Raw genomic sequence first — 12125 nt, 5'->3', positions numbered from 1 at the left:
AAGAAACATTGGAGACTCACAATGACCCACAACAGCGAGCGCCCGGCCGATCCGGCCGGCGGCGCGGATTCCCGTCATGCCGACCCCGATGCGATGTTCGCGTCGCACGAAGCCGGCTACGCGAAGCAGTTGAAGCCGCGGCACGTGCAGATGATCGCGATGGGCGGTGCGATCGGCACCGGCCTGTTTCTCGGGGCGGGCGGCCGCCTGCAGCACGCGGGGCCCGCGCTCGCGCTCGTGTATCTCGTGTGCGGCGTGTTCGCGTTCCTGATCATGCGCGCGCTCGGCGAGCTCGTGATGCACCGGCCGACCAGCGGCAGCTTCGTGTCGTACGCACGGGAGTTCATGGGCGAGCGCGCGTCGTTCGTCGCGGGCTGGATGTACTACCTGAACTGGGCGACGACCGGCATCGTCGACATCACCGCGGTCGCGATCTACATGAAGTACTGGGCCGTGTTCACGGACGTGCCGCAGTGGGTGTTCGCGCTCGGCGCGCTCGGGATCGTGTCGGTGATGAACATGATCGGCGTGAAGGTGTTCGGCGAGATGGAGTTCTGGTTCTCGATCGTCAAGGTCGGCACGCTCGCGGTGTTCCTCGCGGTCGGCGCCGTGTTTCTCGCGAGCGGCCATCCGGTCGCCGGCCAGATGCCGGGGCTGCATCTCGTCGCGGATCACGGCGGGATCTTTCCGCACGGCATCCTGCCGGCCGTGCTGATCGTGCAGGGCGTCGTGTTCGCTTACGCGAGCATCGAGCTCGTCGGCGTCGCGGCGGGCGAGACCGCCGATGCGCGCAAGGTCTTGCCGAAAGCCATCAACAGCGTGATGTGGCGCATTGCGCTGTTCTACGTCGGCTCGGTCGTGCTGTTGACGATGCTGCTGCCGTGGACGGCGTACAGCGCGCACGAAAGCCCGTTCGTGACGTTCTTCAGCAAGCTCGGCGTGCCGTACGTCGGCACCGTGATGAACGTCGTGGTGCTGACCGCCGCGCTGTCGAGCCTGAACTCCGGCCTCTATTCGACCGGGCGCGTGCTGCGCTCGCTCGCGATGGGCGGTTCCGCGCCGCGCTTCGTGTCGCGGATGAACGCACGCGGCGCGCCGTACGGCGGGATCCTGATCACGGTCGCGATCAATGCGATCGGCGTGCCGCTGAACTACATCGTGCCGGCCCAGGCGTTCGAGATCGTGCTGAACATGGCGTCGCTCGGGATCATCACGACGTGGGGCTTCATCGTCATGTGCCAGATCCTGTTCCGTCGCGCGGTCGATCGCGGCGAGCTGAAGGCCGTGTCGTTCCGGATGCCCGGCGCGCCGTTCACGTCGTGGCTCACGCTGGCCTTCCTCGTCGGCGTGCTGGTGCTGATGGCATTCGACTATCCGGGCGGCACGTGGACCATCGCGACGATTCCGGTCGTCGTGCTCGCGCTGGTGGTCGGCTGGAAGCTGGCGAAGCGCGGTGCTGCGCGGGAGCAGGTGGCGGATGCACGTGCGTCCGCGGCCACGCACGCCGTCGCCGATCCGGCGCGGGGCGCTTAAAGAAGGGGCGCGCCGGGTCGTTCGCGGCCGGCGCCCCGGCGTGCCGTGACAGTCAGTTCAACCCGGTGCGCTCGCCGACCCAGCGGCCGAAATCGCCCGCCATCTCCGCGGTCAGTTCGTGGCCGGCCGCGTACAGCCGCGTATCGTGCGCGACGCCGAGCGCCGTGAGTTTCGCGTCGGCGGTGTCGGCCCATGCGACGGGCAGCTTGTCGTCGTAGCGGCCGTGCACGATCAGCGCATGGAGCGGGCGGAGTGCATCGCGCGGCGCGATCAGCGGATCGATTTCGGGCAGGATGCGCCCGCACAACACCGCGAATGCGGTGACGTCCTGCGGCGACGTGAGGCCGACGCTCGCGCTCATGATGCCGCCCTGGCTGAAGCCGGCAATCACCGTCGGCAACGCGGCGCCCGCGTCACTGCCGGCGTGGAAGGCGTGCAGCAGCGTGATCAGCTTGGTGCGGCTCGCGTCTGCACGGGCCGCGTCGATTTCGGGGCCGTTCGGGCCGAAACGCACCGGAAACCACGCGTGCTGGTTGGGCCCGAACGTGAGCGGGCCGCGCAGGAATGCGATCTCGATGCGCGGATCGATGACGTCGGCCAGGTTCAGCAGGTTGGTTTCGTTGCCGCCGACGCCATGCAGCAGCAACAGGCGGGCGGCGGGGCGGCCGGTGGCCGGGCGCAGGCGGTACTGGAGGCCCGACTCGGGATCGGTGGTCAGCGGCAGGACGTCGGTCATTGCGTGGGTCCGGAAGGGGGAGCGATGCGACAGTCTAGGGCGTGCGGACTGCGACGTGAATCGCCGGTGTGCGATTGATTGTTTCCTGAATGGAATGAATGCGGTGCCGCGAGCCGGGCGTGCCGTCGTCTCCTGAACCACAGCCATGCCGCCGCCGGCGAAGGGCGTTGACGGGATCCAGAACCTGGCCGTCGTTTGAAGCAGTTTCACGACGAGCGTCGGAAACTCACTGACGGCGGCAGTCTTTTTTCGGTTGATTGTCGTTTCACAAAATCCGTCGCCGTTTCGGCGCCGCGAGCGTGCGACATGGTTGTCTCGGCTTCGTCGTTGCCGCACGGATGCCGACTCCCGGATACGTGCATGCCCCTCCACCAACTCGATCGATGCGAGTGACCGTCCTTGCGCGGAAGTATCCGTTTATTGAGGACTATCGAAAAATTGCGTCCCGACTAACCCGCATCGCTACGCCGAAACAGCGGCGACGTGACAGCGCGCCTTGCGCACGGTCGCGTACACGCATCAAGCGCGACAGCGACACAGCACCCGGTACCGCTAGGGAAAACCATAGTGCGCTCGTGAAAGATCGAGTAAGCGCGCAGTCAGCTTCGCTGTTCAGAATCGCCGCACTCATTCAAGAGCAAACCAGGAGACAGGCGATGCATGATGGGTTGGTGAAAAAAATCGAAGCGCATCCGAAGTATGCGCAGCTCAAGCGGCGGCGCAATACGCTCGGCATCTTCCTGACCGTGCTGATGCTGATCGTGTACTACGGCTACATCGCACTGATCGCATTCGACAAGTCGTTCCTCGCGAAGCCCGTCAGCACCGGCGTGACGAGTGTCGGCGTACCGGTCGGCATGGCGGTGATCGTGTTCACCGTCGTCATCACCGGCATCTACGTGCGCCGCGCGAACAACGAATACGATCAACTGACGCAGGACATCCTGCAGGACGTCGCCCAATGAAGAAGACTCTTTCGATGACGCTGGTCGCGCTGCTGGCAGTAGGCGCGTGCGGCATGGCCGTCGCGGGCGGCGGCGATGTCGGGCAGACCGCCAAGCAGGCAACCAACACCACGGCCATCGTCCTGTTCGCGCTGTTCGTCGCAGGGACGTTGTGGATCACCAAGTGGGCGGCTTCGCGCACGCGTTCCGCCGCGGATTTCTACACCGCCGGCGGCGGCATTACCGGATTTCAGAACGGTCTGGCGATCTCGGGCGACTACATGTCGGCCGCATCCTTCCTCGGCATTTCCGCCGCGGTGATGACGTCGGGTTACGACGGCCTGATCTACTCGATCGGCTTCCTGGTCGGCTGGCCGATCATCACGTTCCTGATGGCCGAGCGGCTGCGCAACCTCGGCAAGTTCACCTTCGCCGACGTCGCGGGCTACCGCTTCGAGCAAGGGCCGATCCGCAGTTTCGCCGCAATCGGTACGCTGGTGGTGGTGGCGTTCTACCTGATCGCGCAGATGGTGGGCGCGGGGCAGCTCATCAAGCTGCTGTTCGGTCTCGACTACTGGGTGGCGGTGGTCATCGTCGGCGCGCTGATGATGGTCTACGTGCTGTTCGGCGGCATGACGGCCACCACCTGGGTGCAGATCATCAAGGCGTGCATGTTGCTCGCGGGTGTGACGTTCATGGCGATCATGGTGCTCGCGCAGTACGGCTTCAGCCCGGAGGCGCTGTTCGCCCATGCGGTGGAAGTCAAGACCGCGATTGCCGCGAATGCCGGCAAAGCGCCGGACGACGCGACCCGGATCGGGCTGTCGGTGATGTCGCCGGGCGGGTTCATCAAGGATCCGATCTCGGCGATCTCGTTCGGCATGGCGCTGATGTTCGGCACCGCCGGCCTGCCGCACATCCTGATGCGCTTCTTCACGGTGCCGGATGCGAAGGAAGCGCGCAAGTCCGTGTTCTGGGCGACCACGTGGATCGGCTACTTCTACGTGCTGATCTTCATCATCGGCTTCGGTGCGATCACGCTGGTGCTGACCAATCCGGAACTGGCCGACGTCGCGAAGGGCGTGATCAAGGGCGGCGCGGGCACGGCCAACATGGCGGCGGTGCTGGTGGCCAAGACGGTGGGCGGCGACGTGTTCTACGGCTTCATCTCGGCCGTGGCGTTCGCGACGATTCTGGCGGTGGTCGCCGGGCTCACGCTGTCGGGCGCGTCCGCGGTGTCGCACGACCTCTACGCCACCGTCTTCAAGAACGGCAACGCGAATAGTGCCGACGAGCTGAGGGTGTCGCGCATCACGACGCTGGTGCTCGGCGTGATCGCCGTGCTGCTGGGCATCGCGTTCGAGAAGCAGAACGTCGCGTTCATGGTGTCGCTGGCGTTTGCGGTGGCCGCGTCGGCCAACTTCCCGGTGCTGTTCCTGTCGATGATGTGGAAGGGTTGCACCACGCGCGGCGCGGTCATCGGCGGCTTTCTGGGGCTGGTCTCGTCGGTGGGGCTGACGATCGTGTCGCCGTCGGTGTGGGAAGCGACGCTGGGTTATCCGAAGGGTTCGGCGTGGTTTCCGTACACGTCGCCCGCGCTGTTCTCGATGACGATCGGCTTCGTCGGCGTGTGGCTGTTCTCGGTACTCGACACGAGCCTGCGCGCGAAGGCGGAGAAGGGCGCGTTCGCCGCGCAGCAGGTGCGTTCGGAAACGGGGCTGGGGGCGACTCGCGCCAGCAGCCACTGACCGGTCGTTAGCCTGTCACGCCCGCCCGGGGCTGACGATGCAGCGCATCGCATCGTCGGCCCCAGGGCGGGCGGTATCGTTTTCATCCGTTCGTCGAATCACACTTCGGAAATAAAAAATCGCGAATTCGACCGAATTCGTCGATAATGCGCAAACGTTTTACGAAAGCCCGATTTCGGTTAATCCGCGGATTAAATAAATAAAAATCAAATATCCGTATCTAGGATTTTCCGGCCGAGCAGGATCGCCGCGTGAAGCCTTGTGGCATGAGGTTAACGGCAGATTTCGGCGATACTTTAGGGCTCTTTCGGCACAATTATTCATTTCATTTTTATCAATGAATGATTGATTTCCGGTCATCGGAGCGTCATACACCATCCCCGATAATTCGGCGCTCACATTCTTTCAATAGACCAAACGGCGATCGAAGCCGAATCGCTGCGGGGAGCTGTACTCATGACCATTCGTCATCGCATTACGCTGCTAGTCGTCCTGACGTTCTTCGCGCTGTCCGCGATCGGCATCTATGCCGTGTACCAGACACGCAAGAGCGCGTCCGAGGTACGCCAGGTCACCCAGGGAATCGTGCCGAGCGCGCTCGCGTCGGCGGATCTCGTCGCCGATGTGAAGAACATCCAGATCGCGACGATGACGCTCGTCTACGCGCCCGACGCGAACACCGCCGCCCAGGCGCGCGACGAGCTGAAGGCGAAGCAGGGCGCGCTGCGCGCCGCGCTCGACGTGCAGGCGAAGTCGGCGGTCGGCCAGGCGCAGGTCGGGCTCGTCTCGCAGGCGAAGGAGAGCGCCACGAACTATTTCGCGGCGATCGACGACACCGTGAAGATGAAAGCCGACGGCAAGCCCGAGATGGCGCAGGCGTACCTGTTCGCGAACGTCGCGCAGTATCGCGATGAACTCGAAAGCATCGTCGACACGCTGCGCGTCGAGAAGAACCGCCAGAAGGACGACGCGATCAGCGCGCTGAACGGGATGCTCTCGACGACGGCGACCGCGATCGCGGGCGTCGCCGGCACGGTGATCGTGCTGCTGACCGCGCTCGGCCTGCTGCTGTATCGCCAGATCACGCGTCCGCTGATCGGGATGCAGACGGCGATGAGCGAGATCGCGACGAGCCAGGATTTCACGCGCCGCGTGCCGGTGGGCCGGATGGACGAAATCGGCCATTCTATCGTCGCGTTCAACGGGATGATCGAGAAGATCCAGGAGAACTCGGCGCAGCTCAAGCAGAAGACGGCCGACATCCAGGCGATGCTGCAGAACATGCAGCAGGGGATCCTGACCGTCGTCGAAGGCGGCGTCGTGCATGCGGAGTATTCGGCGTACCTCGAAACCATCTTCGAGACGAGCGACATCGCGGGCCGCGACCTGATGGCGCTCGTGTTCGACGACTCGAACATCGGTTCCGACGCCCGCTCGCAGGTCGATGCGGCCGTGCATGCGTGCCTCGGCGAAGACAGCATGAACTTCGAGTTCAACGAGCACCTGCTGGTGAACGAAGTCGCGAAGCGGATGCCGGACGGCCGCGACAAGTGGCTCGACCTGAGCTGGTCGGCGATCACCGACGAGACCGATACGGTTGTGCGCCTGATGCTGTGCGTGCGCGACGTGACCGAGATTCGCGAGCTGACCGCGCAGGCCGGCGAGCAGCAGCGCCGCCTCGAGATGATTGGCGAGATTTTGTCGATCAGCCAGGACAAGTTCCACGACTTCGTGCACAGCGCGAAGGGCTTCTTGAGCGAGAACGAGCGGATGATTCGCCAGCACGAACGCGCCGATCACTCGATCGTCGCGGCGCTGTTCCGCAACATGCACACGATCAAGGGCAATGCGCGCACGTACAGCCTCCAGCACCTGACGAACATCGTCCATGAAGCGGAGCAGGCGTACGACTCGCTGCGCCGCGCGGACGGCGGCCCCGAGTGGAACCGCGACGCGCTGATGGACGACCTGGCCCGCGTGCGCGACGCGGTCGAGCACTACGCGACGATCAACGCGGTCACGCTCGGACGCAGCGGCGAGGCGGTGCAGGGCGCCGACTTCCTGATGGTCGAACGCGCGCACATCAGCGAGAGCCTGCGCGTGCTCGACGGCGCCGATCCGGCGAACGCGGCCGATTGGCATGCGGCGCGCGACGCCGTGCGCCGCATGCTGAGCCAGCTCGGCACGCAGGGTATCGGCGATGCGCTCGGCGGCGTGATCGAGTCGCTGCCGTCGCTCGCGGCCGAACTCGGCAAGCCGGCGCCCGTCGTGCATATCGACAGCCACGGCCACCGTGTGCGCAGCGAGATCGCCGCGACGCTGAAGAACGTGTTCATGCACCTGCTGCGCAACTCGATGGACCACGGGATCGAATCGTCCGACGAGCGGCGCGCGGCCGGCAAGGCAGCGTCCGGCACGATCGATATCGCAGTCGGCGTGGGCGGCGGCGAGCTGTGGTTCGTGCTGAGCGACGACGGCCGCGGCCTCGCGCTCGACCGGATTCGCGGCATTGCCCGCGAGCGTGGCTGGATCGATGCCGACCACGACGCGGCGCTGTCCGACGACGCAGTGGCCGAGCTGATCTTCCGGCCGGGTTTCTCGACCGCGAATGCTGTGACCGAAGTGTCGGGCCGTGGCGTCGGCATGGACGCGGTGCGCAACTTCCTGAAGCGCGACGGCGGCGATATCGCACTGCGTTTCACCGACGATCGCGTCGGCGCACCGTATCGCGCGTTCGAGACGATCGTGTCGCTGCCGGCCCGCTTCGCGGCGGACGGTGCTGCCCAGGGCGTCGCGCACGAACGTGTGCGCAGCGCGGATATCGGCACGGTGGAGTGACGACGTGATGGTGCAGGCGTGGATGATCCAGATGGCGGCCGCACTGGCGGGCGGTGCCGTCGTCGCAATCGTGGCGGCGGTCGTGTTTCGTGTGACGCGCAAGCGGCTCGTCGGGGCGCTTGAACGTGATACGGCGCAGTTGCGCGGCGCGCTCGACGCAGCCGATGCGCGCGTCGCCGACGCCGCGTCGGTGCACGCGGAGGCGGCCGACGCATGGGCGCAGCGCGAGGCGCAGCTCGAGGATGCGCTGGCGCGCGAGACCTCCGCGACCGGCACGCAGCGCGACGCCATGCAGGCGCTGTCGGCCGATCGAACGGCGCTCGCGCAGCACGCGATGAAGATCGCCGACGAAGCCGCGCGCCTGCGCGGGCTCGCCGGCACCTTCGAGCGCTGGCACGAGCAGATGATCTCGCTGACCACGCAGAACCAGGACATGCGCACGAAGAACCAGGAGCTGTCGGCGATCGTCGCGCACGTGTCGATCGTGTCGCTGAACGCGTCGATCGAGGCCGCACGCGCCGGCACGGCCGGGCGCGGCTTTTCGATCGTCGCGAGCGAGGTGCGCGGGCTGGCCGCGCGCTCGCAGCAACTGTCGAACAGTTATCGCGACAGCCTGAACCGCAACGATCTCGTGACGGCCGCGACGTTCCAGGACATCCAGGCCGGCGGCAAGATGATCACGGCCGCGCTCGCGACCGTCGAGACGCTCGCCGGGCAGCTGCACGCGCGAATCGACGGAGGCGCGGCGTGATCAGCGCGCAGGCGAAAGCCGGCTTCGAGCGGATTTTCTTCGACGCGGCGCGCACGCGGCTCGCATCCGGCGGCGCGTGCGACATCCGGCCGTCCGCCGGCCACACCCACGACGGGCAGGATCACGCGCCCGCGAAGTCGCGGTCGAAGCCGAAGGTGCCCGAGCATGTCGCGGTGCTGACGATCTCGGCGCTGCATTTCCGCCTGCTGCTCGCGCTGCGCTTCAGCGACGACGATGCGACGCGCCGCCATTTCGCCGGCGCGACGGCGGGCACGAGCAGCCAGCGGCCGCTGCCCGAAGCATTCATGGAAGTCGCGAACCTGTGCTGCGGCGCGATCAACCAGGCGCTGACCGCGCCGTTTCCCGACCTCGGGATGTCGACGCCGTATCTGCTGAGCGGATCGAGCATCGACTACCTGCCCGCACTTTCGCCGGATCACGTGGCTGCCTACGACCTGACGCTCGACGGCGACGTGCGGGTGGGTGCGACGTTGTGCGTGTGCGCGAACGCGCCGGTCGATTTCCATGTGCCGGCAACGGCCACGGTGGATACCGGCGGCGAGCTCGAACTGTTCTGACCGACTCCGACCGACCCAGACCGACCATTAGGAACCCTTGAGATGACCCTGGACAAACCCGTCAGCAAGGTGCTCGTGCTCGATGACAGTCGCGCGCATGCCGACGCGATCAAGCGTTTCTGCGACGAGCACAACCTGGTCGGCCTGACCGTACGGCGCAACCGGTTGCTGAAGGTGCTGCGCTCGAACATCGACCTCGGTGCGATCCTGCTGGCCGAGGATTACGGCGGCTCGCCGGCCGAGAGCGCGATCATCGCGACGCAGATCGATGCGCTGCGCCCCGAGCTGCCGATCATCCTGCGCCGCGAGTCGCTCGCATCGCGCGACGGGCTGCCGGAGGCACTCGCGCGCGTCGCATGCGCGGCCTACGTCGCGGACGACATGACGCCGCTCAAGCGCGCGATCGACGAGTACCTGTTTGGCCGCGACTACCCGAACGCACTCGTGCGCGGCATCTCGGAGATCACCGAGGCGCGTATCGACAGCCTGTTCCCGGGCATGACGATCGAGCACGAAACGCCGTGCATCGTGCGCGACCAGATCATCTTCGGCGAAGTGTTCAGCCTGATCGCGCTCGAAAGCGCGTGGTGCCGCGGCTACATGCTGCTGCAGACGAGCGAGCAGCCGCTGCTCGACATGCTCGGCGGCACGCGCGACGACGGCCGCGCACCGGATTTCCGCGACGTGAACAGCGTGCTCGGCGAACTGACCAACCTCGTGTGGGGCGCGTTCAAGAACCGCTATCTCGGCGACGCCGAGGCGCTGGCCCGCCATCCGGTGCAGGTGCCGCTCGTCGTCAATCACAAGCAGAAATTCATCTCGTTCGGCGGCGACTGCCCGCAGCTCTGCTTCAAGTACCGGATGACCGATCCGGCATCGGGGCGCTCCGTCTGTCTCGACCAGCGCTTCGTGTTCAGCCTGAGCTGGTCGCCGGAGGATTTCCGCGAATCGGTGCAGGACGTGGGGCCGATGGTCGAATCGGGCGAACTCGAACTGTTTTGAATACTGAAGTCAGCAACAAGGAAAGGAAGGGGAATACGACATGGCAAAGATTCTGGTGGTCGACGATTCGGGCACGGTGCGCGACGAGGTCGCGGGCTTCCTGCGCAATCACGGGCTTGATGTCGCGACGGCTGTCGACGGCAAGGACGGCCTCGCGAAGCTCAAGGCGACGCCCGGCGTGCGCCTCGTGATCAGCGACGTGAACATGCCGAACATGGACGGCCTGACGATGGTCGAGAAGATCCGCGGCGAACTGGCGAACTCGACGGTCAACGTCGTGATGCTGACGACCGAAAGCAGCCCGGCGATGAAGGAACGCGGCAAGGCCGCCGGTGTGAAGGGCTGGATCGTGAAGCCGTTCAAGGGCGACGCGGTGCTCGATGCACTGAAGAAGCTCGCGGGCTGACACACATCGCCTTTCGGCAGCCGCGCGCCCGCTGCCGCCCGCGCGTTCAGTGCTGTGGTTCGGGTTGCACGGCTGCCGCGTCGCCGGGTGCGGCCGGCACGCGTGGCGCGGGCGTTTGCCATTGCACGACGATCATCCCCGCGAAGATCAGCGCGACGCCCGCGATGCGGCCGGGTGTCGCGAGCCGCTGCGCGAGCCCCATCAGCCCGTAGTGGTCGATCAGCAGCGACGCGAGCGTTTGCCCGGCCACCACGCAGACGATGAAGGTCGTCGCGCCGAGCCGCGGCGTCAGGATCAGCGCAAGCGTGATGTAGATCACGCCCGCGAGGCCGCCGAGCCACGTCCACAGCGGGCGCTGTAGCGCGTCGCCGATCAGCGGCGCGTGCGCACGCGTGGCCAGCAGCACGGGCAGCACCACGAGCAGGCTGACTGTCAGCGACGCGACGCTCGCCCATAGCGGGTGGCCGAGCGCACGCCCGAGCGCGGCATTGCTGCCGCCTTGCAGCGGCACGAGCGCGCCGGCGACGAAGGCCGCGACGGCGAGCGGAAGGGTGGCGAAGGAAAGGGAAGTCGTCATCTTGGTCGGTCGTGAAAGGAATTCGAAATGATTGTTATCCATTAAGATGGCGAATGGAAATTCGTTCTTCGGATGCTTCATATTCCTTTCATGAATAACCTGGCCCGCATCGACCTGAACCTGCTCGTGACGCTGCACGCGCTGCTGAGCGAAAAACACATCTCGCGTACCGCCGTCCGGCTGCACCGCAGCCAGCCGGCCGTGAGCCATGCGCTCGCGCGGCTGCGCGAAATCTTCGGCGATCCGTTGCTCGTGCGGCGCGCGGGCCGGCTCGAGCTGACTGCGCGCGCGAACGAACTGGTCGAACCGCTGAACGACGTCCTCGGCCGGCTCGGCGCGCTGATCGAGCCGCCGGCGTTCGATCCGTCCGCGGCCACACGCGTGTTTCGCATTGCGATGTCCGACTACGGCGCGCGGATCGTGCTGCCGGCGCTCGTGAAGACGCTGCGCGCCGACGCGCCGGGCATCGAGCTGATCGTGTCGCAGGCCACGCGCGAAGCGATGCGGATGCAGCTGATGGACGGCGAGGTCGATCTCGCGCTCGGCGTGCTGCCGGCGGTGCAGCGCGACCTGCATGCGCAACCGCTGTTCGTCGAATCGTTCGCGTGCGTGGCCGATGCGAGCCGGCTGCCGCGCCGTGGCGAACTCGCGCTCGACGCGTGGCTCGCACGGCCGCATGCGCTCGTTGCGATGCGCGACGGGATGGACAACGAGGTCGATCGCGCGCTCGCGCGGTTGAGGCGCGAGCGGCACATCGCGGTGATCCTGCCGTTCTGGGGTGTCGCGAACGACCTGATCGCCGGCACTGACCTCGTGCTGACCGTCGCGCGCCGCAACCTCGACCGTGTGCGCGACGATGCGCGGCTGCGCGTGTTCGAGCCGCCGTTCCCGATCGATTCGTTCGAATTCGCGCAGCACTGGCACGCGCGCCGGCACGGCGACGCTGCGCACATCTGGCTGCGGCAGACGATCGCGCGCGTCGCGAGCGGCGGGTACTGAGGCGACGCGCCGG

At 66.3% G+C, this 12125-nt stretch carries 11 protein-coding genes; 9 read left to right on the top strand and 2 right to left on the bottom strand.

All coding sequences use genetic code 11. The features are described 5' to 3' along the window. The first annotated feature begins 21 nt into the window (after positions 1-21). On the top strand, positions 22-1533 hold the full coding sequence (locus tag BCEP18194_RS32665) for an amino acid permease (RefSeq protein ID WP_011355580.1): 1512 nt from the start codon (positions 22-24) through the stop codon (positions 1531-1533). Between the two features lie 52 nt (positions 1534-1585). On the opposite strand, the gene BCEP18194_RS32660 is transcribed toward BCEP18194_RS32665, so the two are convergent. Next, positions 1586-2269, bottom strand: a complete 684-nt coding sequence (locus BCEP18194_RS32660; RefSeq protein ID WP_011355579.1) for an alpha/beta hydrolase — start codon at positions 2267-2269, stop codon at positions 1586-1588. Between the two features lie 656 nt (positions 2270-2925). Between BCEP18194_RS32660 and BCEP18194_RS32655 the strand changes: the two genes are divergently transcribed. From BCEP18194_RS32655 to BCEP18194_RS32625, 7 genes are all read left to right on the top strand, one after another. Next, the gene (locus tag BCEP18194_RS32655; protein WP_011355578.1) at positions 2926-3234 is read left to right on the top strand and encodes a DUF485 domain-containing protein; all 309 of its coding nucleotides are present in this window, start codon (positions 2926-2928) and stop codon (positions 3232-3234) included. Beyond that, a complete protein-coding gene (locus BCEP18194_RS32650; RefSeq protein ID WP_011355577.1) occupies positions 3231-4961 on the top strand; it encodes a cation acetate symporter in 1731 nt (576 codons plus the stop codon). The genes BCEP18194_RS32655 and BCEP18194_RS32650 overlap by 4 nt, the downstream gene beginning before the upstream one ends. Positions 4962-5417: 456 nt before the next feature. Then, the gene (locus tag BCEP18194_RS32645; RefSeq protein ID WP_011355576.1) at positions 5418-7799 is read left to right on the top strand and encodes an MCP four helix bundle domain-containing protein; all 2382 of its coding nucleotides are present in this window, start codon (positions 5418-5420) and stop codon (positions 7797-7799) included. 7 nt (positions 7800-7806) lie between these two features. Then, complete coding sequence (locus BCEP18194_RS32640; RefSeq protein ID WP_011355575.1) at positions 7807-8550, top strand: methyl-accepting chemotaxis protein; 744 nt, start codon at positions 7807-7809, stop codon at positions 8548-8550. Beyond that, entirely contained in the window at positions 8547-9128 is a 582-nt protein-coding gene (locus tag BCEP18194_RS32635) for a hypothetical protein (RefSeq protein WP_011355574.1), read from the top strand. The genes BCEP18194_RS32640 and BCEP18194_RS32635 overlap by 4 nt, the downstream gene beginning before the upstream one ends. A gap of 42 nt (positions 9129-9170) precedes the next feature. Further along, entirely contained in the window at positions 9171-10130 is a 960-nt protein-coding gene (locus tag BCEP18194_RS32630; protein WP_011355573.1) for a chemotaxis protein CheX, read from the top strand. A 40-nt stretch (positions 10131-10170) separates the two neighbouring features. After that, on the top strand, positions 10171-10536 hold the full coding sequence (locus tag BCEP18194_RS32625) for a response regulator (protein WP_011355572.1): 366 nt from the start codon (positions 10171-10173) through the stop codon (positions 10534-10536). 46 nt (positions 10537-10582) lie between these two features. Here the strand turns inward: BCEP18194_RS32625 and BCEP18194_RS32620 are convergent, their stop codons facing one another. Then, positions 10583-11113, bottom strand: coding sequence for a DMT family transporter (locus BCEP18194_RS32620; protein WP_011355571.1), 531 nt, complete (start codon positions 11111-11113; stop codon positions 10583-10585). A gap of 90 nt (positions 11114-11203) precedes the next feature. On the opposite strand from BCEP18194_RS32620, the gene BCEP18194_RS32615 reads away from it, so the two are divergent. Continuing rightward, positions 11204-12112 (top strand): LysR family transcriptional regulator, encoded by a 909-nt coding sequence (locus BCEP18194_RS32615; RefSeq protein ID WP_041493333.1) that lies wholly within the window; start codon positions 11204-11206, stop codon positions 12110-12112. Positions 12113-12125: the final 13 nt, after the last annotated feature.

The sequence above is a fragment of the Burkholderia lata genome (assembly GCF_000012945.1).
In the GTDB taxonomy this organism is placed as follows: domain Bacteria; phylum Pseudomonadota; class Gammaproteobacteria; order Burkholderiales; family Burkholderiaceae; genus Burkholderia; species Burkholderia lata.
Note: the sequence above shows the minus strand (reverse complement) of the source record. Positions and strands in the feature narration are given on the sequence as shown.